The 22,417-nt window shown below is 63.6% G+C and carries 21 protein-coding genes; 6 read left to right on the forward strand and 15 right to left on the reverse strand.

Going from position 1 to position 22,417, the window contains the following annotated elements:
* Nucleotides 1–11: 11 nt before the first annotated feature.
* Nucleotides 12–2,264, reverse strand: coding sequence for a methylmalonyl-CoA mutase (scpA, locus tag ABIE52_RS07175; protein ID WP_003944912.1), 2,253 nt, complete (start codon nt 2,262–2,264; stop codon nt 12–14).
* Nucleotides 2,261–4,156 (reverse strand): methylmalonyl-CoA mutase small subunit, encoded by a 1,896-nt coding sequence (gene mutA / locus ABIE52_RS07180; RefSeq protein ID WP_030536386.1) that lies wholly within the window; start codon nt 4,154–4,156, stop codon nt 2,261–2,263. Before mutA ends, scpA begins: the two co-directional genes overlap by 4 nt.
* 423 nt (nt 4,157–4,579) lie before the next feature.
* Between mutA and ABIE52_RS07185 the strand changes: the two genes are divergently transcribed.
* Genes ABIE52_RS07185 through ABIE52_RS07195 form a run of 3 tightly spaced genes read left to right on the forward strand, consistent with a single transcriptional unit; the run spans nt 4,580 to nt 6,504 of the window.
* Nucleotides 4,580–5,287: a TVP38/TMEM64 family protein gene (locus ABIE52_RS07185; protein ID WP_007727829.1), complete on the forward strand. Its 708-nt coding sequence runs from the start codon at nt 4,580–4,582 to the stop codon at nt 5,285–5,287.
* A 31-nt stretch (nt 5,288–5,318) separates the two neighbouring features.
* Complete coding sequence (locus ABIE52_RS07190; protein WP_042449124.1) at nt 5,319–5,915, forward strand: hypothetical protein; 597 nt, start codon at nt 5,319–5,321, stop codon at nt 5,913–5,915.
* A 55-nt stretch (nt 5,916–5,970) separates the two neighbouring features.
* Nucleotides 5,971–6,504: a hypothetical protein gene (locus tag ABIE52_RS07195; protein WP_003944797.1), complete on the forward strand. Its 534-nt coding sequence runs from the start codon at nt 5,971–5,973 to the stop codon at nt 6,502–6,504.
* 43 nt (nt 6,505–6,547) lie between these two features.
* Here ABIE52_RS07195 and ABIE52_RS07200 read toward each other — a convergent pair whose 3' ends face one another.
* Genes ABIE52_RS07200 through ABIE52_RS07210 form a run of 3 tightly spaced genes read right to left on the reverse strand, consistent with a single transcriptional unit; the run spans nt 6,548 to nt 9,132 of the window.
* Nucleotides 6,548–7,831: an SPFH domain-containing protein gene (locus ABIE52_RS07200; RefSeq protein ID WP_192712419.1), complete on the reverse strand. Its 1,284-nt coding sequence runs from the start codon at nt 7,829–7,831 to the stop codon at nt 6,548–6,550.
* A complete protein-coding gene (locus tag ABIE52_RS07205) occupies nt 7,831–8,262 on the reverse strand; it encodes an NfeD family protein (RefSeq protein ID WP_003944877.1) in 432 nt (143 codons plus the stop codon). Before ABIE52_RS07205 ends, ABIE52_RS07200 begins: the two co-directional genes overlap by 1 nt.
* A 42-nt stretch (nt 8,263–8,304) precedes the next feature.
* Nucleotides 8,305–9,132, reverse strand: coding sequence for a DUF3097 domain-containing protein (locus ABIE52_RS07210; protein ID WP_042919794.1), 828 nt, complete (start codon nt 9,130–9,132; stop codon nt 8,305–8,307).
* A gap of 67 nt (nt 9,133–9,199) precedes the next feature.
* Between ABIE52_RS07210 and ABIE52_RS07215 the strand changes: the two genes are divergently transcribed.
* Nucleotides 9,200–9,991 (forward strand): Rv1486c family protein, encoded by a 792-nt coding sequence (locus tag ABIE52_RS07215; RefSeq protein WP_042449131.1) that lies wholly within the window; start codon nt 9,200–9,202, stop codon nt 9,989–9,991.
* Here ABIE52_RS07215 and ABIE52_RS07220 read toward each other — a convergent pair.
* Entirely contained in the window at nt 9,981–11,774 is a 1,794-nt protein-coding gene (locus ABIE52_RS07220; protein ID WP_192712420.1) for an enoyl-CoA hydratase-related protein, read from the reverse strand. The two genes, ABIE52_RS07215 and ABIE52_RS07220, sit on opposite strands and share 11 nt — an antisense overlap.
* 154 nt (nt 11,775–11,928) lie before the next feature.
* Entirely contained in the window at nt 11,929–12,420 is a 492-nt protein-coding gene (locus tag ABIE52_RS07225) for a hypothetical protein (RefSeq protein ID WP_192712421.1), read from the reverse strand.
* Between the two features lie 77 nt (nt 12,421–12,497).
* Between ABIE52_RS07225 and ABIE52_RS07230 the strand changes: the two genes are divergently transcribed.
* Complete coding sequence (locus ABIE52_RS07230; RefSeq protein ID WP_003944783.1) at nt 12,498–12,839, forward strand: metallopeptidase family protein; 342 nt, start codon at nt 12,498–12,500, stop codon at nt 12,837–12,839.
* Between the two features lie 106 nt (nt 12,840–12,945).
* The gene (locus ABIE52_RS07235; RefSeq protein ID WP_192712422.1) at nt 12,946–13,554 is read left to right on the forward strand and encodes a transcriptional regulator; all 609 of its coding nucleotides are present in this window, start codon (nt 12,946–12,948) and stop codon (nt 13,552–13,554) included.
* A gap of 11 nt (nt 13,555–13,565) precedes the next feature.
* On the opposite strand, the gene ABIE52_RS07240 is transcribed toward ABIE52_RS07235, so the two are convergent.
* The 8 genes from ABIE52_RS07240 to ABIE52_RS07275 form a co-directional block, all read right to left on the reverse strand.
* Nucleotides 13,566–14,618: a ferrochelatase gene (locus ABIE52_RS07240; protein WP_047270404.1), complete on the reverse strand. Its 1,053-nt coding sequence runs from the start codon at nt 14,616–14,618 to the stop codon at nt 13,566–13,568.
* A gap of 84 nt (nt 14,619–14,702) precedes the next feature.
* On the reverse strand, nt 14,703–15,500 hold the full coding sequence (inhA, locus tag ABIE52_RS07245) for an NADH-dependent enoyl-ACP reductase InhA (RefSeq protein ID WP_003944803.1): 798 nt from the start codon (nt 15,498–15,500) through the stop codon (nt 14,703–14,705).
* A 54-nt stretch (nt 15,501–15,554) separates the two neighbouring features.
* The gene (gene fabG1, locus ABIE52_RS07250; RefSeq protein WP_007727875.1) at nt 15,555–16,304 is read right to left on the reverse strand and encodes a 3-oxoacyl-ACP reductase FabG1; all 750 of its coding nucleotides are present in this window, start codon (nt 16,302–16,304) and stop codon (nt 15,555–15,557) included.
* Between the two features lie 70 nt (nt 16,305–16,374).
* Nucleotides 16,375–17,355 (reverse strand): VWA domain-containing protein, encoded by a 981-nt coding sequence (locus ABIE52_RS07255; RefSeq protein WP_019748426.1) that lies wholly within the window; start codon nt 17,353–17,355, stop codon nt 16,375–16,377.
* Nucleotides 17,352–18,344, reverse strand: coding sequence for a DUF58 domain-containing protein (locus tag ABIE52_RS07260; RefSeq protein ID WP_003944991.1), 993 nt, complete (start codon nt 18,342–18,344; stop codon nt 17,352–17,354). Before ABIE52_RS07260 ends, ABIE52_RS07255 begins: the two co-directional genes overlap by 4 nt.
* Complete coding sequence (locus ABIE52_RS07265; RefSeq protein WP_192712424.1) at nt 18,341–19,537, reverse strand: AAA family ATPase; 1,197 nt, start codon at nt 19,535–19,537, stop codon at nt 18,341–18,343. Before ABIE52_RS07265 ends, ABIE52_RS07260 begins: the two co-directional genes overlap by 4 nt.
* Before the next feature lie 150 nt (nt 19,538–19,687).
* Entirely contained in the window at nt 19,688–21,235 is a 1,548-nt protein-coding gene (locus ABIE52_RS07270; protein ID WP_003944866.1) for an NlpC/P60 family protein, read from the reverse strand.
* A 451-nt stretch (nt 21,236–21,686) separates the two neighbouring features.
* Complete coding sequence (locus tag ABIE52_RS07275; protein WP_070162284.1) at nt 21,687–22,277, reverse strand: Rv1476 family membrane protein; 591 nt, start codon at nt 22,275–22,277, stop codon at nt 21,687–21,689.
* Nucleotides 22,278–22,417 lie beyond the last annotated feature (140 nt).

Raw genomic sequence — 22,417 nt, forward strand, 5'->3', positions numbered from 1 at the left:
TGACCCCCTTCTCAGCTGTTGTCGTGACCCAGTTGGGCGGAGAGCTTCTCCAACAATCCGCTGGCAGCGTCGGCGATGACGGTGCCGGGCGGGAAGATGGCAGCAGCGCCGGCCTCGTAGAGTTCGTCGAAGTCACCGGGCGGAATGACGCCGCCGACGACGATCATGATGTCGGGACGACCGGCCGCAGCCAAAGCCTCCCGCAGCGCCGGCACCAAGGTCAGGTGACCGGCTGCCAACGACGACACACCGACTACGTGGACGTCGTTGTCGGCCGCCTGATTGGCGACCTCTTCGGGGGTCTGGAACAGCGGTCCGACGTCGACGTCGAATCCGATGTCCGCGAAGGCGGTGGAGATGACCTTCTGGCCACGGTCGTGACCGTCCTGGCCCATCTTCGCGACGAGGATGCGGGGACGACGTCCCTCGTCCTCGGCGAACTTCTCGACCAGTTCCATCGCCTTGCTGATGTTGCTCACCGTTCCTGCCTCGTCGCGGTACACACCACTGATGGTGCGGATCTCGGCCTGGTGGCGTCCGTACACCTTTTCGAGGGCGTCGGAAATCTCGCCGACGGTAGCCATCGCGCGGGCGGCGACGACAGCGAGGGCGAGGAGGTTGTTCTCCATGCCGCCTTCGGTGGATGCGGCAGCGCGAGTGAGGTTCGCCAGTGCGGCCTCGACGGCTTCCGGATCACGTTCCGCGCGAAGGCGAACCAACTTCTCGAGCTGTTCCTTGCGGACCTTGGAGTTCTCGACCTTGAGAACTTCGATGGTGTCGACCTCGTCGGGAACGTACTTGTTGACGCCGACGAGCGGCTGCCGACCGGAGTCGATGCGTGCCTGGGTGCGGGCGGCAGCTTCCTCGATGCGCAGCTTCGGGATGCCTTCGTTGATGGCCTGAGCCATTCCGCCGGCTTCCTCGACCTCTTCGATGTGCTTACGAGCCCGGTTGGCGAGTTCGTTGGTGAGCCACTCGACGTAGTACGAGCCACCCCACGGGTCGATGGGACGCACTGTGCCGGATTCCTGCTGCAGCAGCAACTGGGTGTTACGGGCGATGCGGGCGGAGAAGTCCGTCGGCAATGCGATCGCTTCGTCGAGTGCGTTGGTGTGCAAGGACTGGGTGTGGCCCTGGGTGGCAGCCATGGCTTCGACGCAGGTACGCGGCACGTTGTTGAAGACGTCCTGCGCGGTCAGGGACCAGCCGGAGGTCTGCGAGTGGGTACGCAGCGAGAGCGACTTCGCGCTCTTGGGGTCGAACTTGGCGACAAGCTCGGCCCACAGGAGGCGTCCGGCGCGGAGCTTGGCGACCTCCATGAAGAAGTTCATGCCGATGGCCCAGAAGAAGGACAGGCGAGGTGCGAACTTGTCGATGTCCATACCGGCGTCGAGGCCGGCGCGGATGTATTCGACGCCGTCGGCGAGGGTGTACGCCAGTTCCAGATCGGCCGTCGCTCCGGCTTCCTGGATGTGGTAGCCCGAGATGGAGATGGAGTTGTACTTCGGCATTTCCGCGCTGGAATACGCGAAGATGTCCGAGATGATCCGCATCGAGGGCTTCGGCGGATAGATGTAGGTGTTACGAACCATGAACTCTTTGAGGATGTCGTTCTGGATCGTTCCGGCCAGCTTGTCCGGAGTGACACCTTGCTCGCCTGCCGCAGCGACGTACAGCGCGAGAATCGGCAGCACGGCGCCGTTCATCGTCATCGAGACCGACACCTGCGAGAGGTCGATTCCGTCGAAGAGCTGACGCATGTCGAGGATGGAATCGATTGCGACACCGGCCATTCCGACGTCACCGGCAACGCGAGGATGATCGGAGTCGTAGCCGCGGTGTGTGGCGAGGTCGAAGGCGACCGAGAGACCCTTCTGACCGGCCGCGAGGTTACGACGGTAGAACGCATTCGACTCCGCGGCAGTGGAGAATCCGGCGTACTGGCGAATGGTCCACGGCTGGTTCACGTACATGGTCGGGTACGGACCACGCAGGAACGGCGCTGCGCCCGGGAAGCTGTCGAGCGGGTAACCCGACTCGGCGGCGGCCGTGCGGTCCGCACCGGTGTACACCGGCTTGACGTCGATGCCTTCGGGGGTGGACCAGACAACCTGCTCGGCGGCGTAGTTGTTGGCGTTGGCGCCCTCTTCGATGAGCGCCTGGGCCTGCTCGACCGACGGCGGTGTGGGTGCCGGAGACTGCGGGTCCTCGAGTGGGACCTCGGCGAAACTGCCGATCACGTGCTTGACCTCTCGTGTCGTCACTTGGAGCTTCCCGTCTCGATGAAGTCGAGCAGTTCGGTCAGAGCCGACACTGCGTCGATGCGGGCGGTGAGGAATCCGTCCGGGCGAGAATCGCCGGTCGCGTCGGCGACTGCCTTCTCCGGTCCTGCGAGCAGCACCTTGGTGATGCCGGCGGCGCGAAGTTCGGCGACGGCCGCTGCGGCGCTCTCGCCGTAGCGCTTGTCCGTGCCGCACAGCACGGCGACGGTGGCACCGGAAGCCTTGACTGCAGCGGAGATGGCCTCGGCGCCCACCTCGAGCGGGCCGGGGTTGACTGCGTCGATACCACCCGAAGCGAGCAGGTTGGACGCAAACGTGGTGCGCACGTTGTGTTCTGCAACCGAGCCCAGCGGCGCGAGAAGCGCAGTGGGACGGGCGCCGCCGGCGGCGAGGAACGCGTCCGAACGGTCACGAAGCGCTTCGAATGCAGCTGCGTAGCGGGCGACGGACTGGCCGGGCTCGACGGCTTCGGCGGACAGCGGCGTTTCGCCGAGGTTCGGGAACTCGTTGACACCGGTGACCGTGGTCTTGCGGTGTGCGATGTCGGAGTCGCGCTTGGCCTTGGTAGCGGCGATGCGACCGGAGACGATTCCCGCTTCGAGTGCCGCCAGATATCCGCCGGCTGCTTCGATTTCCTGGAAGAACTCCCACGCGGTGGCGGCGATCTGCTGTGTCAGGTCCTCGACGTACCAAGACCCGGCCGACGGATCGAGGACACGGCCCAGGTGCGACTCCTCGAGCAGGAGCAGCTGTGTGTTGCGCGCGATGCGCGAGGAGAAGGACTTGCTGACACCGAGGGTGCCGTCGGCCAGGGCGACGTCGAACGGAAGAACAGTCACTGCATCTGCTCCGCCGACGCCGGCGCCGAATGCAGCGAGGGTCGTGCGCAGCATGTTCACCCAGGGATCACGCTGAGCCATCATCGCGGCGGAGGTGACTGCGTGCTGCGGCGCTCCACCGAAATCGGAAGCTCCGCAGACCTGGGCGATGCGTGCCCATACGAGACGTGCGGCGCGGAACTTCGCGATGGTCTGGAACTGATCGTCGGTTGCCGCGTAGCGGAAAGCCAACTGCGACAACGCAGCACCGATGGTCAGGCCGCTCTGGGCGGTGAGTGCACGGAGGTACTCGAGGCCGGCGGCGATTGCGGCTCCGAGTTCTTCGGCGTCGCCGGCACCCGCGTTGTGAAAGGCCGTGCCGTCCACGGTGATCGCGTGCACGGTTTCCGCACGAGCGGCGGCGAGGGCGGCCAACTCGACTGCGCCTGCAAATTCGACGTCGGCTGCGCCGGAGAACGAACTGGTCAGCGGTGCTGCACCGAGGTGAACTCGGATACTGCTGCGATCGCTGACACCGTCGCCGGCTTCGCTGCGTGCATCGAGGAGTGAGAAGAGTGCTCGGGCTGCATCGTTTGTCGCTGCGCCTGCATCGAGCGTGAGCGGTGCGAGGTCGAGAAGCACGCCCTCGAGCGCAGCGGCGAGGTCGGTGACCGGAACGCCGTCGGCGCCCACCTTCAACCAGAGTGCGCTGACTCCGTTTTCGAGGGCGTCCAGGATGGCGCGATTGGTCTCGGCCGCCGAGGCGGTTCCGAATGCAGCGGAAACCAACCAACCGGCATTGACATCACGGTGAGCGTCGACGCCACGCACGTACGGAAACGTGCCCGGCAAGCTCTGCTCGGGACGCTCGTCGCGTGGGCTGTAGAGCGGTGCGACAGTGACACCGTCGTAGGTGACGGTTTCGAGCAGTTTCTGTGGCTCGGGGCCCAGTTCTGCCGCATCGACTCTGCGGGACTTGGCGAGCACACCGGCTACGGAGCGCTGCCACTCCGCGTACGCCTGCTCGACAGCCTCGGCTTCTGAAGCTAATGACACTGTGTCCGCTCCCTCTCATTTTTTGCGTGAGCGCTTTACCGATAATCGGATTTGTTCGTTAGTTCTGTGATGCTAACCCGCGGTTGAGCCCAGATATCGTGAGGATCACGTCATGTTCTTCACAGGGCTGTTCGTGGCCACTTTCCGACCGGCCGGGCGACGTGCGGATTCGGTCGTTCGTGCACGTGTAACCGGCCCTTACCTAGCGATTGTTCAGCATGTTTGCGGGTTACCCGCGAGTTCGTTTCACTGGCCGGGACTGCAGGTGAAGGCCACTCCGAAAGCCTAGTGGTTTTCGTCACAGCGCCGTTTCATTGTCGCCTGGAGCACGTCGCTTTCCCGCCCCCGTGGCGATGTTCGACTCACGATTGCGGGTCGGCAGTCGGCCCGGTTCACCGTTCGCAGGTAGCCTTGTGACCTGTGATGGGACGCCTGCTGGACCGAAGATTGATCGCAATAGTCCTGGTAGTGCTCGCTTTGTTCCTCGCAGCCCTCCTCGCCCCACATCCCACGGTGTCCCAGGTGCGAGAGTGGGCGGACTCGGTTGGCCCGGCGTTTCCCCTCGTGTTCTTCCTGGTTCATTCGATAGTCACCGTCGCGCCGTTCCCGCGCACCGTCTTCACGCTCAGCGCGGGGGTTCTCTTCGGCTCGGTGACCGGCATCGCTCTTACCGTGGCGGCAACGACTGTGAGCGCCGTTCTGGCCCTCTACCTGGTCCGCGCCATCGGCCGCGACGTCGTGTGGCAACGGATTTCGAGTCCGACGATCCGGCGGGTGGACGAGCGGATCGAAAAGCGGGGGTGGCTGGCCGTCGGCTCTCTGCGCTTGATCGCGTTTGTCCCCTTCTCGGTGGTGAACTACTGCTGCGGCATTTCGTCGATCCGGATCGTGCCCTACATCCTTGCCACCGTCGTCGGCATCTTGCCCGGCACTGTTGGGATTGTCGTTCTGGGCGATGCGCTCTCCGGCGAAGCCGATCCTCGTCTCCTGATTCTGTCCGGGATCTGCATTGCGATCGGCATCGCCGGTCTGGTGTTCGACGCTCGCCGTCAGCCTTCACCGGGCGAAACCATCGTTGATAACGGTCAACCCCAAGAGGTTGATTTGATTGAGTCAACCCAAAACGATTGACTATTGAAAGTCAACTATCTAGCATTGACTAATGTTTGTACTGACGGTGGATCAGCGAGGTAGCCGACGGGATGTCGACCGCGTCGGGGACATCATCGACGACATGGCCGATTGCAGGCTCCTGCGGCCGTTCGAGCGCACAGCGGGCGACGAGATTCAAGCGGTGACCGACGATCCGGCGCTACTCGTCCTCGTCGCACTCGAGCTGATTCGGCGCGAGCACTGGAGTGTCGGGATCGGGATCGGTCCCGTCGAGCAGCCTCTCCCACGGCAGACCCGGGCCGGACGCGGACCGGCATTCGAAGCTGCTCGGATCGCCGTCGAGCGAGCCAAGCGAGCTCCGGCCAGAATTGCCGTCGAACAGGCGCCGGCGGACAGCTCACGCGACGAACTCGCCGCAGATGTCGATGCCGCGTTCACCTTGCTCGGAACGATCGTCACGAGACAGACGAAGGACGGACGCGAAGCCATCGCCCTGATGGACAGCGGACTCACTCAGGTCAGCGCAGCGGCCCACCTCGGAATCACCAAACAGGCCATGTCCAAGCGACTCCTGACAGCCGGGTGGCACGCAGAACTCGCCGGGCGCAGACTCGCAGAACGACTTTTGGTCAGACTCCAGCCCTAGACTGCTCACGCTCGCACCGGTACAAACTCGTCGACACAGCAGGGGGCTCGAATACATGGTCGTTCTGGCGTTGATCGCGCTCGCCGTCGCCGCCGCGGCACCAGCAGTTGCAGCGGCACTGGGACCGCTCAGTCGTGGTCGACTGGAAGTCCCCGAATGGGCGTCGTCCGTGGTGGCTCTTCCGGCGCTGGGTGTTGCCGCACTGGCATCGACCCGAACGACCCCGGTCACCGGTTTCGCTCTCGGGGCGACGCTTGTCCTGTGCGTACTTGCCGCCGCCACGGCCGGTGCACCGTTGGTACTTGCCACCTTCAAGATCGCTCGTCGCCAACCGGACGGGAGCCCGGCACCGGACGCCGGACCTCTTCGCGGCGGACGTGTGATCGGCATCCTCGAACGGCTCGCGGTGGCGGCATCGATTCTCGCAACCTGGCCGGAGGGGATCGCGATCGTCTTGGCAGTCAAGGGGCTCGCGCGGTACCCGGAACTTCGCGAACCTCATGCGTCCGAGCAGTTCATCATGGGAACCTTCGTCAGTGTCCTCTGGGCGATCGCCGTATGCGGAACGGGACGGGCACTCATCACGTAGGTGATGAGTGCCCGTCCCGATCAACGTTCGCTACGAGAGGCGTCTACTGGCGCTGGCCACCCTCGGGCGGCTGCCCCTGGTACGGGTACTTCTGCTGGAAATCTTCACGCTCGGGCGGCAGCGGCAACTGACCCGGCCAAGGATTTTCGCCCTGCTGTGGCAACGCGGGATCTACGAATCCAGGCTGCTCGGGCGCACTCTCACGGCGGTGCCTGACCGCAGCTGCCGGGTCTTCGACCGGTGTGCGTGCAGCAACTTCAGCAGCGCGCACTGCTTCCGCGATAGCCGGATCGGATTTGGTCTCGAACCACTCCGCCACCTCGGCTGAATCGTCCTCAGGATTGGGAAGATTCTCTTCGGCGGCCGGCGGCTCGTACCGGAAAACGCCATCCTGCCCTTGCGCGCCAAGCGTTTTGGCAAATCCCTTCAGCGCGTCACCGAAGTCGCTGGGTACGAGCCACACCTTGTTCGCATCGCCTTGCGCCATCTGCGGCAACGTCTGAAGATACTGGTATGCAAGCAATTCCGGAGTCGGCTTACCGGACTTGATTGCAGCGAAAACCTTCTCGATGGCCTTGGCCTCGCCTTGGGCCTGCAAGTACTTGGCCGCGCGGTCACCTTGGGCCCGAAGAATCTGGGACTGACGCTCACCCTCGGCGTTGAGGATCGAGGCCTGCTTGTTGCCCTCGGCGGAAAGAATCTGGCTCTGCTTGGCGCCCTCGGCTGTCTTGATAGCGGATTCGCGGTGGCCTTCAGCCGTCAGAATCATCGCGCGCTTCTCGCGGTCCGCCTTCATCTGCTTTTCCATCGACTCCTGGATGGAGGGCGGAGGATCGATGCTCTTGAGTTCGACGCGGGCCACTCGCAGGCCCCAGCGGCCGGTCGCCTCGTCGAGGACACCACGAAGCTGACCATTGATGGAATCACGCGAGGTCAGCGTCTCTTCGAGGGTCATTCCGCCGACGACGTTTCGCAGCGTCGTGGTTGTCAACTGCTCGACGGCAGCGATGTAGTTGCTGATCTCGTACACCGCAGCTTGCGGATTGGTGACCTGGAAGTACACCACCGTGTCGATGGACAGTGTCAGGTTGTCCTGGGTGATCACCGGTTGCGGTGGGAAGGAGACCACCCGCTCACGAAGATCCACCTTGGCGCGCACACGATCGGCGAACGGGATCAAGAACGTGAGCTGCCCGGACACCGTCTTCGAATACCTACCGAGCCGCTCGATCACCGCGGCTTCTGCCTGCGGTACCAGTGCTACCGACTTCGCGACCACCAAGATCACGAATAGCACCAACACACCGAGCACTATGAGTGCTGCCATTAAGGTCCCCTCCAGACGACTGCTGTTGCGCCGTTGATTTCCATCACCGTCACCTTGGTGCCCGGCGGATACACCTCGGTAGTGTCGTACGGCCTGGCAGTCCACACCTCGCCGTCCAACTTGACCTGCCCGGAATGCTCGCCCACTTCTTCCAGAACCAGAGCGTGCTTACCTTCGAGTGCCTGTATTCCGGTCGGGGTCGGCGGCGGACTACCGAAGCGACGCAACATGATCGGTCGCACGCCCAGGACGAGGGCGGCGGAGAACACTCCGAACATGACGGCGTCGACCCACACCGGGAAGTCGGTGACAGCACTGACACCGGCAGTAGCGAGCGCCCCACCGGCGAGCATCAGCAGGAAGAAATCCCCCACCAGCGCTTCGGCCCCGGCGAGCACCAGTGCTCCGATCAGCCAAATAAGTGCAGCCACAACACCATCTAACCAGAATGTGTGACCCAGGCCGCCGCTACGTCAGTTCGGCTCGGTAACGAAATCGACAAGTTGTTCGACTGCACCGATCAAAGGAGCTTCCAGATCGCGGAAGCTCTCGACCGAGTTGTAGACCCGCCGCCAGCCCTCCTGAGGTGTCCCCCAGCCCAGTTCGCGGCAGATTCCCGTCTTCCAATCCTCGCCGCGTGGAATCTTCGGCCAGGAGGCGATTCCGACAGATTTGGGACGAACGGCCTCCCACACGTCGATGTACGGGTGCCCGGTCACCAACACGTCCGGGCCGAGGCCCTGAGTCAGTTGGGTTTCCTTGGAACCGGTGACCAGGTGGTCGACCAGGACCCCGACGCGGCGGCCGGGACCAGGCCCGAATTCGGCAAGCCGCTCCCCCAGATTGTCGAGTCCTTCGAGATGTTCGACGACAACACCTTCGACGCGAAGATCGTGACCCCACACCCGCTCGACGAGGGCAGCATCGTGTACTCCCTCCACCCAGATCCGGCTGGGCAGTGCCGTGCGGGCGCGTAAGCCTTCGACTCGCGTCGAACCCGAAGCCGACCGTGCGGGTTTGGTGGACACGGGCTTGGGGGCCGGGCGTACGAGGGTGACCGGTGCGCCGTCGATGAGGAAGGCCGCCTCGCGCATCGCGAACAACCGCGTTCGGGAACGACCGTCCTCGAGCCGCACGAAATCGCCGTCGTACGTGCGCTCGAAACCGACTACCGCACCGCAGAATCCCGTCGCCGCATCCTCGACGACAAGATCACGCTCGGCCGCCACTTCAGGCGTCACGCGCTTCTGTTTGCGGGTATGACCCGCAAAAATGTCACCGTATCCGTTGCCACCGCTCACGCCGGATCACGCTAGGTCACAACGCCGGGGCCGCGCATGTCGCCACGCCGAACTAAACTTCACGGTCATGAGTTCTCCCAGCGCAACCCTCACCGTGTGGGCAGCGTCATGGCTCGCCGGCGACGCTGCGCCGGACGACGTCATCGACGCCCTTGCCGCGTGGGCACCGATGCACCTGATCGGCGCCGCCGATGCGGAAACCGCGGTCCGCCACGATCTCGAATGGCCGGGAGTCACGGCTTCCGGTGTGCCCACCCTGCTCAGAATCGCACGCTCGGAGGCTGCCGAGGTCCGCCTGGTCCTTCCTACGGCTGGTGATGTACGTGGTCTGCCCACCGGGACCGAGTTCGCGCGCGCTGCGATCGCAACGGGTGAAGGGATACAGATCGGCGCCGTCGGCAAGCCGGGAGTCGGACTCGTGCCGTCGAAGGAAGGCCCGGACGTCTTGCGATGGACGGTCTTCTCCATTCCCACTGTGGCGGGCAGCGCCGAATCGATCGGACTCCGCGAAGCCGAATACGAACTGCGCCAAGCTGTTCGGGACGCAGCCGAGGTGCTCGGCGGGCTTCCGGCCGTAGCCACCGGAATACCTGGAAACGACGCTCGTACGCTGGTCGCCGAAGCCCTGCAGGCACAGGCCGGACACCGCTGGCCGTCGACACTGTCACCTCGCCATCTACAGGTGATCGACACAGCCGACAACGTGGCAGCCATTCTCACCGTGGCTGCGTCGGTATCGACCAACCAGGCCCCGAGCGTGTCCACTGCGCAGAGGCGTGACGACCTGCTGCGACGACTGTGGGACGTTGTTCGCACTGCCCGTGTCGCGTCGGCGAACAGCGTGTCGATCAGAGCTTGAGCACGAAGTTCCGGCGTTTCTCGGCAAACCCGTTGCGGTCACCGAACGTGTCGATCTTCATCTCTTCGAGCTCACGCTCCTCGTAGGGCTCCACCGGATCACGTTCCAGTCGAAGACGTTTGCGCTCCAGCATCGATTCCAGCCGATCTCCTTCGAGCAAGTCGGTGGCGACCTCGCGCAACCACGCCTCGAACAGATCCGGCCGCCTGGGGCCGATCGCGTCGACAAGTCCGATGTCCAAGGCTCGACGGATGCCTATCGCACTGCACTCGGCCAGCAGACTGCGGGCCTGCTGCTCGCCGACCCGAGCCGGAAGTGTGTACGTGTGCAGTTCCGAGCCGAACAGGCCCATCGTGGCGTAATGAGGATTGAGAACCACACCGTCCCTGGCCACGACTACGTCGGCTCCAAGCGGGAGCATGACCCCGCCGGCACCGGCGTTGCCTGTGAATGCCGCCACCACAACCTGTTCCGTACAGGTGACGATCGCTTTCGCGATCTCGTTGATGGCTTTGATGTTGGCCCACGCTTCTCCGGCTTGATCCGACGCGGCCTCGATGACGTTGAGGTGGATACCGTTGCTGAATCTGTCGTAGTCACCCGTCAGGACAAGGATCTTGGTGTCCTGCGCGATCGCCCAGCGGAGCCTGGAGGCCAGTCGCGCGCATTGCTTCGTACTCATCGCACCGTTGTAGAAGCGGAACGAGATATATCCGATTTCGCCGTCGCGGTGATAGTCGGTCTCGGGGTAACGACTCTCCCAGACCTGTGGAACGAACACGTCCGGACGTACGACCGCGGTCGACGGAAGTTTGACATTGCCGGCGCCGACGAGCCGCGCATGTCCGATCCAAACGGAGCCCGCACCGGTGGCAACACGTATTGCCTGGTGGAAGTACTCGACGATGGTGCCGGGCGCTGCATCGACGTGGGTATCGAGGTGAGCGTCGTAGACGTAGACCCGGTCGAGCCCCAACTGAACGGCGACGCCGGGAAACCCGTCGGCGGCGTTGACGGCGCGGACGATGCTCGACGCGTCTTCCTCCCAGCTGAAAACGCGATCGGCCTGTTTCATGCTGGGCCTCGATCGGGCCGATGCCACGGGCCGCGCAACTCGGTCCGATGGGATCGCCTGGAAGTCAGGAGTACGGAAATGTTCGACGACCTCCGTAATGCACTCCATCGCCGCGTCGGTGACTTCCTCGTTGTATACCGAGGATTTGGTTGCCCCGTTCCGGAGTTCGAACGTCCGCCAGGCCCACACCGGCCCGGCGTCGAGTTCCTCAGCGGCCTGCAATGCCGTGACACCCCAGATCGGTTCGCCATCCGTTATCGCCCAGTCCAGCGACGACGGCCCGCGATCTCCGGGCGGGCCGGGATGGATGATGATCGTTGTCCACCGCTGCCAAACAGATTCCGGGACATAGGCTTTCAAAAACGGGCAGATGACGAGGTCAAAATCTCCCGAAGAAGTCGCGGCCAGCACTGCGTCCGCGTCGGCGACGACGGCTGTACGGACTTGGTGTCCCGCCTCGCGAAGAACAAGACCGGCCCGCTGCGAGAGACCGTTGTCGGAGGTGACGAGAAGAAGCACGCTCAACGGTGGCGCGAAGGTCATACGTGGGCGTGAGCGCCGGAACAGCGCCGCCGTCGCCGCTCGCAGACGGCCCCTGCCCGATACACCTTCACGTAGCTTCGCCGTTGCTCCATCGCTGGAAATAGCCACAGAAGTCGTGAGCGCGGCCGATTTGGGCATCGGTCGTACTTCGGGGGTCGAAACCATGAATTCCTGCTCGCATGCTCGGGTATCTGCAGCGCAGACCAGACTCCCCCCAGAGCAGGACCGACGCACCGATAGATTGATTGAGGTATTTAGGGACTTTATACCTACCGTCGGTTTGTTTCAATAGCTATTTTCAAGCAAACCTTTTGATCGATCAACCCACAGTCTTGTGATTGATCGCGATATGGCGGTCGATGCGAATATGTTCATCCAGCGTCGGGTAGCGCAAACCGGCGTCCTGGCTGTACCCCTGACGGCGCAACCAATCCAGGACGTCGCCCCAGAACCAGATCCCCCCGGCAACCGAGTTGTACGGAATCGGGAAAGGCGTAGCCGCCTGCCGGACCCCTCGCACCCACTGCCCGACAGCTTGCCGCGTCACCCCCGCACGGTCGGCAATGTCCTGACGTGACACCAGATCGGGATGTGTCCGCTGGGGACGCACGCCTGCAGCCACCAACTGGTCCACCACTGTGATAGCCGTTGTCGCCGCTCGCATACCTTCCGAGGTGAGCGTCAGCAGCTGCAGCCCGCGTCGGTCCTCGACCCTTCCGCCCAAGCTCTCTTCGATCGCCTGCTCTTGCGAGACTGTCAGCATCTGAACGATGAATGTGAATTCGTAACGGTGATAGAGGTCTTCGGCCACGCAATGAACATAGCCGTAAGCTGCACTGTTTCCACATGGACACACCCGGATCCCGCCCCCGCACGCACAATGGGCAAATGATCGACGTGGACGACAGCCAGTTCGAGGACATGGTCAAGCGGGCGCTCGACAGCCTGCCACCGAAATTGGGTGCGGAGATGGCCAATGTCGCAGTGACCGTTCAACTCGAAGGTGGACGACCGGGGCTACTCGGGCTGTATCAGGGCATCCCACTGACCAAGAGAACCACCACGTACGCCGGCGTCCTTCCCGACCGCATCACGATCTACCGCAGGGCCATCTGTGCGATCTGCAGCACCGAAGACGAGGTGATCGAGCAAGTTCGCCGAACAGTGATCCACGAAATCGGCCACCACTTCGGGATCGGAGATCCCCGGTTGCGTGAACTCGGATGGTGACAACCGACTCATCTACAAGTCGGAAATCAGCTAGAGGTTGATAATCGGCGAATTGTCATGTCAGCTGTACCAAACCCGCAACAATTGAACACTTACAGGAGTTCGCATGGTCAATTTGATCCAGATCGCCCCGAAGAATGCCCCGACGTTCGCGATGAGCCGACAGAAGGCCGCAGAACTGCTGGGCATCTCGGTCGACAGCGTCGCGTTTCTCCTCAAGTCTCGCTATCTCCCGGATCTGGACGCCGGTCGGTTGATCAAGATGGCCAACCAGCCCTGGTTGTACTCGGACGGCGACTTTCCCGTCCTTCAGCAGGGCGCATCCGAACTTGCACCCAAGAAGATGCTGCCCGCACGTAAGTACATCGGCGAGAGCGTAATTCACTCCGACGCCGAATGCGTGGAGGCCAACCAGGGGCAGTGGGCGGGATTCAACGTCGACCATGTGCTCGGCGCCCGCTTCCTGCCTGTGACGCTGCGCAAGTTTCCGGTGTCGGTGCTGCAGATCCACGACGTCAACGACGACGACGAAGAACGCGTCTCGTTTGTCGCGACCCTCGCCGGGCGAGTCCGCGAACTGGGCGCGCCCGAACTCAACTACATAGACCCGTCACTGAGCCCCGAGGATCGACAGATCGTCGAGACGCTCCTCACCTCGCGCAGCACGTCCACCGTTCCCGGGCCCTGCGGAAAGCTCAAGCATCCGAACACCTGAGCGCCGGACCGTCAGCGGGGACGCTGAACGGCCGCGCAGCAATTGACCGCACACGAGAGACCGTTGGTGGTCGAGCCGAGCAGCGGCTCGACCCCCAGTCGCAGTGGCTGCTCGGCCTCGGCCAGTTCCCGAACGAGCGTGGGCACCAGCTGCGCAAAACGCTGATCGCGGCCGGGTGTTGCTGCCCGAACGAAATCCATCCCGAGTTCGGCTGCCTTGTCCTTGGCCTCGGTGTCCAGGTCCCACACCACTTCGAGGTGATCGGAGACGAAACCGACGGGGCACACGATCACGGCGCGAACATCCTTGGCGGACAACGTATCCAGGTGATCACAGATGTCGGGGTCCAGCCACGGAACCTGCGGCGGGCCTGATCGCGACTGCCACACCAGATCGAAATCCTCGGCGCCGACGGCCTCGGCAACCAACTTCGCGGCCTCGGCGACCTGTCGACTGTAGAGGTTTCCGCCCTCTGCCGGAGGCCCTGCATTGCGGTCTGCGGCACTCGGTACCGAATGCGCGGTGAACACCAGGCGCGCAGTATCGCGAGTCGCTTCGGGCAACTCTGCGCGGGCCGCGCGCACACCGTCGGCGAACGCGCCGACGACCAGCGGATGGTCGTAGTACTGGCGAAGTTTTGTCAGCGTCGGTGCGCCGTCACCGACCGCCTCACGGGCACGGGCGATGTCCTCGTGGTACTGCCGACATCCGGAGTAACCACCCCACGCCGACGTGGCGAACACGGCGGCGTTGCGGACACCGTCCTCGCGCATCTTGGCAACGGTGTCTTCGACCATCGGGTGCCAGTTGCGGTTGCCGAAGTACACGGGCAAATCCACGCCGGCTGCTGCCAGCTCACCTTCGACCCGTTCGATCAGGTCTCGGTTGAGCGCGTTGATGGGCGAAACTCCACCGAAATGCATGTAGTGCTCGACGACAGCGTCGAGCCGCTCCGGTGGCACTCCCCTACCGCGCGTGACGTTTTCGAGGAACGGCCGTACGTCTTCGGGTTTTTCGGGACCGCCGAACGACAAAACGAGAAGAGCATCGAACTGCATGTCCATACTTACGGTCATGAGTTCAATCTTGCGCGATGCCGTTCGGCGGGAGTCACCCGGGTACTCACCTGCGTAGTAGAAGGGGTGCTACTAGCCGACCATCGCGTGGAAGCCGCCGTCGACGTAGATGATCGACGCGGTCGTGCCGGGCAACCAATCCGAGAGAACGGTGCAGACCGTTTTGGCGACCGGCTCGCGATCGTCGACGTCCCAGCCGATGGGCGCAGCACCGTCCCATGCGGTGTTCAGCTTGTCCAACTCCGCGCCCGGACCGGTGCTGTCACCGGCAATGGCCTTGGCGGCCAAGGTCTTGATCGGGCCGGAGGACACCAGGTTCGAGCGGATGCCGCGGACGCCGACCTCTTTGGCCACGTACCGATTGACGGCCTCGAGGGTCGCCTTGGAGACACCCATCCAGTTGTAGAACGGCATCGCGCGCGCCGGATCGAAGTCCATACCGACGATGGACGCGTTGTCGTTGAGCACTGGCAGCAAGGCCTTGGCCAGTGCGCTGTACGAGTATGCGGACACCTCGAGTGCGACCGCCACGTCTTCCCACGGCGCGTCCATGAACGGGCTTCCCAGGCAGGAGCGGGGAGCGAAGCCGATCGAGTGGACGACGCCGTCGATACCCTCGGGAGCCAGCTCGCGCACACGCTCGGCGAGAGATGCGAGATCCTCCGAGCTCTGGACGTTGAGCGAGATTGCCGGCGGCACGGGCTGCGGCAGTCGCTGGGCGATGCGATCGATGAGGCGCAGACGATCGAATCCGGTGATCAGTACCTTCGCGCCCTGCTCCTGCGCGACCTTGGCCACGTGGAACGCGATCGACGAATCGGTGATGATGCCGGTGACAAGAATGGTCTTACCCTCGAGCAAGCCGCCCATGAGATGTCCTCCTGATTTCAGACGTACGAGAAAGGTGTGTGTGCGAAAAGCGGGTCAGTGCCCCATGCCGAGTCCACCGTCGACGGGGATGACCGCACCCGAGACGTAGGCCGAATCGTCGGAGGCGAGGAAACTGACAACTGCTGCAACATCTTCCGGCTTTCCGGTCCGCTGCAACGGGATGAACTCGGTGGCCTTGTCCTTGACGTCGTCGCCCAGTGCTGCCGTCATGTCGGTCTCGATGAACCCGGGAGCGACGACGTTGGCGGTGATCGAACGTGAGCCGAGTTCCCTTGTCAGGGAACGAGCGATACCGACGATGCCTGCTTTGGACGCGGCGTAGTTGACCTGGCCGGCTTGACCTGCCAGACCCACCACAGAGCCGAGGAAGATGAACCGTCCGAAACGCGCGCGCAGCATCGACCGGGTCGCACGCTTCGAGAGGCGGAACGTACCGGTGAGGTTCGCGTCGACGACGCTCGTGAACTGCTCTTCGCTCATTCGCATGATCAGTGTGTCGTCGGTGACGCCGGCATTGGCGACGATGACCTCGACCGGACCCTGGTGCGCTTCGACCTCTTTGAATGCACGGTCGATCGACTCGGTGTCGGTGACGTCGCACACGACGCCGAACAACCCTTCGGGGACACCGGAACCGCGGTGCGTGACGGCTACCTTGTGGCCGTCTGCGGCGAGCCGCTGAGCGACGGCCAAGCCGATTCCGCGGTTACCGCCGGTGACGAGCACCGAGCGCGGTGTGGTGACGGTCCGTTCGGAAACCACTGTCGTGGGAGGGGTAGACATGGCGATCAACCTATCAATTCTCTGCGGGCCGCGTACCAGCGGTATTTGGACAATTCGGAACTGCTCTCGATCAGGGCAGACGCTGCCTGCGTACCAGGGCAATCGTCAGACCAGCGGTCGCGAACACGACGCCGAGAACCAACCACGGTCGACTCGCATCGCCTCGTGTCGTCTCGAAACCGATCTGCTCTTCGAGCGTGTCGTACACCTGGCGCAGTTCTTCGAGGCTCGATGCCGTGAAGAAACTTCCGCCGGAAAGGTTGGCGATCTCCTTCAATGACGCGTCGTCGACCGGGACGGGGATTCGGTCTCCTTCGATCTCGACTCGCCCGTATGTCGTTCCGAAGGAAATGGTCGAGATCGGAACGCCCTTGTCCTTGGCCTGACGGGCAGCGGTGAATCCGCCCCGCGGATCGTCCGAGTTTTCGGGAACGGTCTGCTTACCGTCGGACAGCAACACGATGCGCGCCGGTGGCGCCTGATCGCTGCCGCCGAGAACAGCCGACAGCGTGTCGATCGACTGCAACGAGGTGAAGATCGCTTCGCCCGTCGCCGTTCGCTCACTGAGCTTGAGGTTGTCGATGGCGACCTTCGTCGCGTCACGATTCGTGGTGGGCGACACCAGAACCGAAGCCGTTCCGGCAAATGCGACCAACCCGAGGTTGATGCCGGGAGTCAGACCGTCGGCGAACGACTTCGCAGCTTCCTGCGCTGCTGCCAATCGCGTCGGCTCGACGTCGGTGGCCTGCATCGACAGCGACACGTCGATCACGAGGATCACCGTGGCGCGGTTTCGCGGGACCTTCTTGTCTGCCGTCGGACCGGCAAGGGCGACGGTGAAGAACACCAACGCGACGACCATCAGAATCGCTGGAATATGACGCCACCGCCCGGGTCGCGAAGGCGCGACCTTCTCCAGTAGCGCGAAGTTCGTGAACCGAAGTGTGTGCTTGGCCCGCTGCTTCTGCACGAGTACGTAACCGACCACCAACGCGGCGATGACAGCGAGGAACAGCAGCCACCACGGTGCGGTGAATTGAGAAAGACTCACGAACGAACGCCCCCAGTTCCGGCGCCGGCACCATAACTGTGTCGGCGTGCCGAGATGAATCTCACGACGTCGGCAATCCAGTCCCGATCGGTGTGCAGGGACATGAGCGGTGCGCCGCAACGACGTAGAGCTTGCCTGACCTCGACGCGGTGCTCGGCGGCGACTCTGGCGAAGTCGGCGCGCAATTGCGGCGTCGTGGTGAATTCTCTGGTCCGGCCGGACTCGGGATCGTGGAGCACCACGTCACCCACGTCGGGCAGTTCGAGGTCTCGCGGATCGACCACTTCCACACCGAGCACGTCGTGCCGTCCTGAAATGGCGCGCAGCGAGCGTTCCCAGTCGATCGGTCCGAGGAAGTCGCTGATGACCACCGCGAGTCCGCGTCGACGCTGTGGGCGTCTGAGCGCTTCGATCGCGCCGACCAGATCACCGCGTACCCCGTCCGGCGCGTGCGGAGTCGTCGCGATCTTGCGGAGCATCGCCTGTGCGTGAATTCGCCCACCGCGGGCCGGAATTCGAGTTGTCTGTGCGCCGGTCGAGATGATGGCGCCGACGCGGTTACCGCCCGAACTGGTCAGGTGAGTGATGGCCGCGGCTGCGGCGACGACCAGGTCGCGCTTCTCGCATCCGGCGGTCCCGAAGTCGAGACTTGCGGACAAGTCGATGACGAGCCACGTCTCGAGCTCACGATCTGCGACCGACTGACGCACGTGTGGGTGCGTCGTCCGTGCTGTGACGGACCAGTCCATCTGCCGCACGTCGTCGCCCGGCTGATACTCGCGGGCATCTCCCGGCTCCGAACCCGGACCGGGAATCAGGCCGAGATGATCGCCGTGCAGCACACCGTCGAGGCGACGGCGAACCGTCAGCTCGAGGGTGCGCAGCGCAGCGGTGAGTTTGGGGTCGCTGAGCTCGCCGGATCGGAACGACGGCGGAGAACCGGTGGATCCGGCGGGTGTCGCCTGGCCACCGTCGCGGCCTTCGGTCACTGCGGGCGACTCATCGTCTCAGCGGTCGCGATCGGCGCGCCGTTGCCCTGCGGATTAGCTGTGCCCTGTGGGTTAGCTGTGCCCGGTGCGTTGAACTGCGGTGCTTGTGGTGCGCCCTGCTGGGGCGGACCGGGAACGGTGGGGACCGACCGCGCGGCGATCTGCGGCAGTCCGACGGTCTGCAGCACCCGGGCGATGACGGCGTCGGGAGTCACCTCGTCGGCCATGGCGTCGTAGGAAAGAACGAGACGGTGACGCAACACGTCCGGGATCACCTCGATGACGTCCTGCGGCACTACGTAGTCGCGCCCGCGGACGAGAGCGAGGGCCCGCGACGCGGCGATGATGCCGAGCGTCGCGCGGGGTGAGGCGCCGTACGCGATCCAGCCTGCGACGTCCTCGAGTCCGACTTCACGCGGCGTACGCGTAGCGGCGATGACCCGGACAACGTAATCGACGAGCGCGTGGTGAACGAAGACGTTGCTGGCGACGCGTTGGAGCCTGACCAACTCCTCCGGACCGAGGATCTGGTGCGGCTCCGGCGCCGCGACGCCCATCCGGTAGACGATTTCGCGTTCTTCCTCCACTGTCGGGTAATCGACGAGGATCTTGAACAGGAAGCGGTCGCGCTGCGCTTCGGGGAGCGGATAGACGCCCTCGTTCTCGATGGGGTTCTGCGTCGCCATCACCAGGAACGGATCGGGCATGTGGTACCGCTTGCCACCGATCGAGACGTGGCGTTCTGCCATCACCTCGAGGAGCGCGGACTGCACCTTGGCCGGGGCACGGTTGATCTCGTCGGCCAACACGAAGTTGGCGACGACGGGGCCGAGTTCGGTGTCGAACTCCTCGCGGCCCTGACGGTAGATGCGCGTGCCGATCAGGTCGGTGGGCACCAAGTCCGGGGTGAACTGGACGCGGGAGAACGAACCGCCGACGACCTTCGCGAAAGTCTCGACGGCCAGCGTCTTGGCGACACCGGGTACGCCTTCGAGGAGGACGTGCCCCTTGGCGAGAAGTCCGACGAGAATGCGCTCGACAAGCCGGTCCTGCCCGACGATGACTCGCTTGACCTCGTAAATCGCTCGTTCCAAGGTCTGAACGTCGGCTGCCAGGGAAGGTGCTGCTCCGTCCGCACTTCCACTCGCCTTGCTTACGTCGACCGTTCCGACCGAATCTTCACGTGAGGTCACCAAGAATCCATCGCTTTCACCTAGAAAAGTACCGACAGTAACGTGTTCCCCGTCAACTATTCCAGGTAGTTGCGCTCGATGCCGTAACACCACGTCGGGAACTTGATACTTCCCTGACAATGCGGGTGTCAGCGGCATTTCCTCTGACGGTCAGGACACAAGACGGACGGCGTACGGCGTCATTCCGCCCCACCGAACCGGTGAGACCATGACACTCGAACCGGATTGTGGTGCCTCGAGCATCTGACCGTTACCGAGGTAGAGCGCCACGTGTTGGCTGGCGTTGGGGCCGTAGAAGATCATGTCGCCGCGCTTCATCTCCGAAGACGGAACCTGAGTGCCTGCGGTGTACTGATAGCCGGTGTAGTGCGGCAGCGAGATCCCGATGCCGGCAAAGGCATAAATCATCAAGCCGGAGCAGTCGAACCCGACCTTGTTGAAGTCGCCGTAACTGTCAGCGACGCCGCCGTCACGGATGCCTCGCGTCGGACCGTTCTCGTCGCCGCCGCCCCAGGCATACTGCACGCCTAGCTGAGACATTCCGCGGTCGATGACGGATTCGATTGCAGCGCTTCCGGTGACGGAAGGCTTCGGAGTGGTGGGTTTCGGCGTCGTCGGCTTCGGGGTGGTGGGCTTGGGCGTCGTGACCGTTTCCTCGTCGGTGCCGGTCTCTTCGTCCGTGCCTGTTTCCTCGTCGGTCCCTGTTTCTTCGTCAGTCCAGGTGTCGTCGTCGTCGGGGATGACGGTCGGAGTCGGGTCTTCGACCGCGGTGTGCGGACGCTGGGCTGCTGCCAGTGCGGCAGCTCGATCCTTGGCTGCCTGGTCGGCTGCGGCACGGGCGGCGGCCTGAGCGGCCGCTTCCTTGGCAGCGGCTTCGAGAGCCTTCTGATGCGCTTCCTCGGCACGGCGCTGTTCGTCCCAGGTCGCGTATGCCTGGCGTTGACCCTGCAAGCCGGCGACGGCGTTGCGGGCGGCGTCGAGCTGAGCCTGGGCAGAGTTGCGCTCGGCTTCGATCGCGGCCTTCTTGGCTACCTGCTGATCGAGAGCGTTGCGCGCGATCTGAATCGCCTGCTCCGCCAGATCCTTCAGTTGTGCCGCGACCTCGGCGGCGGCATCGGCCTGCTGCTTGGCCTGGCGGGTCGCGGAATCCTTGTTCGCCTGCTCGGTGCGTGCTCGCTGGAGACCGTCGAGCACTGCACTCTGCGTATTGGCGAGAAGCTTGAGGACCTGGGCGCGGTCGAGAACGTCGCCAGGACCCTTGGCGTCGAGGAACGACGAGATCGACGCAGTATTGGTGCCCTTGACGTAGCTCGAGCGTGCGTACTTGTCGAAGTCCGTCTGAGCGACCTCGATCTGCGCCGACGCGTCCTTCAGAGCTTGTTTCGTGACTCCGACGGCCTGCGCTGCGGAGTCTGCGGCGCCGCGAGCGTTCTGCAGATCCACGAGAGTCTTGTTGACGTCTTCACGCTTGATCGCAACTTCGTTGTCGAGTGCCGACAACTGTTCGTTTGCCGATGCGACTTGATTGATGAGCGCGCTGACGGTGCCGACGCTCGACGAGACCTGCGAATCTGCCGCGGCGATATCCGAGTCACTCGGATTCGGCGGCGGTGGCGGTACGGCCGAGGACATGGCCGGCGTCCCGACGATCAGGGATCCGACGACGCCGAATCCGATGACCAGTTGCGCCAGGCGCATCGATTTACGGGAAGGACCACGACGGGACTCGCCGCCACGTGTTACTTGCCTCACAAATAACTCTCCCTCGCGTGTAACGCCACGGCCCGCTGGGTCGCCGATCCGTGCGGGGAGGGAATGCGCAGACCAAGCACCGGTCGCCCACAGCCCGAGAGCTGCTCGTCGACCTGGACGTGCCGTACGAACGCCACCGTCGACACCTCGAGAACGAGGCAACCGACAAGTACGCGTCGAACAACATCAGCCTGTCTGCGACACTTCTTCCCCAAAAAGTGCCAGTTGTACCGTACGACACTCAAGCGCTCTTTGGAAACTTTAGCCACAAATAACACAAACGGTATTTGAGCTGGTCGAATGGCATGCAGGCACCAAAAAGGGCAGGTACTCACCGCAAACAGCGGTGAGTACCTGTTTTCGACGAGTTACTGAAAATCTCGCAAGAGGACCAAGGTCAGACGGAATCGGCCCGGTGGTCGGATGGTGCTGGTGTTTCCGAAGGCGAAGCGATATGTCTGGTTTGCGCGTTTTCTGGCTCTCGCCGCCACTTGACGGCAAAGGTAATTCCGGCAATAACCGCCACCACTGCGATGACAAGGACCGTGTAAAGCGTCCACGGCGGACCTGGCGCCACGATCTCGTGCGAGAAGCGGTCCGCGGTCACGCTTGCGCTTTCGCCGAAAGATCGGTCCTGTGCAGTTTCGAGCTGCACTCGACTGATCGAATCGCTGTAGCTACCCATCCAGTCAGGGCTCAGAACGAGAACCGTTCCGCCTTCTGTTTTGCCGACCGTCGTGGCCAGGTCTCGAAGATCGGACGGCCGGCCCGGATTTGCGTCGACTACTACGACGCTCAAGTCGACACCACGTTCACGAGCGTCGGTCACCACCGCGGTCAGCCCCGCAACATCATCCGCGGGGGCGGAGACGCCGTCCGTCGAAATGTCCGCGAGCACGTCGTCGAGATCGACGTCCGACGGAACAGCGACGTGCAACGGGGACTTCACGTGCACAGGCGCAAAAGCGTGATTTGTAGGAGCAGACATCTCTCATCCGGGTGCTGTTCGGATTCCGTCCACCGCTGAGATGCGGGGAGTTCTTCCGAGGTCGTTTTTCGGCGGCCGACCCGCGACGGGCCTGCATGCACCCTACTTCAGGTCGACTGCCACCAGGCGTCACACACAAC

This window comes from Rhodococcus sp. OAS809 (assembly GCF_040546695.1).
Classification (GTDB): domain Bacteria; phylum Actinomycetota; class Actinomycetes; order Mycobacteriales; family Mycobacteriaceae; genus Rhodococcus_F; species Rhodococcus_F qingshengii.

Bases quoted from the DNA above. Each gene is read 5' to 3' on its own strand.
- ABIE52_RS07230 (WP_003944783.1), top strand. From the start codon at position 12,498: ATGATCGACGTGGACGACAGCCAGTTCGAGGACATGGTCAAGCGGGCG.
- ABIE52_RS07275 (WP_070162284.1), bottom strand. From the start codon at position 22,277: ATGTCTGCTCCTACAAATCACGCTTTTGCGCCTGTGCACGTGAAGTCC.
- ABIE52_RS07235 (WP_192712422.1), top strand. From the start codon at position 12,946: ATGGTCAATTTGATCCAGATCGCCCCGAAGAATGCCCCGACGTTCGCG.
- ABIE52_RS07185 (WP_007727829.1), top strand. From the start codon at position 4,580: ATGGGACGCCTGCTGGACCGAAGATTGATCGCAATAGTCCTGGTAGTG.
- ABIE52_RS07200 (WP_192712419.1), bottom strand. From the start codon at position 7,831: ATGGCAGCACTCATAGTGCTCGGTGTGTTGGTGCTATTCGTGATCTTG.
- ABIE52_RS07195 (WP_003944797.1), top strand. From the start codon at position 5,971: ATGGTCGTTCTGGCGTTGATCGCGCTCGCCGTCGCCGCCGCGGCACCA.
- ABIE52_RS07190 (WP_042449124.1), top strand. From the start codon at position 5,319: ATGTTTGTACTGACGGTGGATCAGCGAGGTAGCCGACGGGATGTCGAC.
- ABIE52_RS07270 (WP_003944866.1), bottom strand. From the start codon at position 21,235: ATGCGCCTGGCGCAACTGGTCATCGGATTCGGCGTCGTCGGATCCCTG.
- fabG1 (WP_007727875.1), bottom strand. From the start codon at position 16,304: ATGTCTACCCCTCCCACGACAGTGGTTTCCGAACGGACCGTCACCACA.
- inhA (WP_003944803.1), bottom strand. From the start codon at position 15,500: ATGGGCGGCTTGCTCGAGGGTAAGACCATTCTTGTCACCGGCATCATC.
- ABIE52_RS07220 (WP_192712420.1), bottom strand. From the start codon at position 11,774: ATGGTTTCGACCCCCGAAGTACGACCGATGCCCAAATCGGCCGCGCTC.
- ABIE52_RS07240 (WP_047270404.1), bottom strand. From the start codon at position 14,618: ATGGACATGCAGTTCGATGCTCTTCTCGTTTTGTCGTTCGGCGGTCCC.
- ABIE52_RS07215 (WP_042449131.1), top strand. From the start codon at position 9,200: ATGAGTTCTCCCAGCGCAACCCTCACCGTGTGGGCAGCGTCATGGCTC.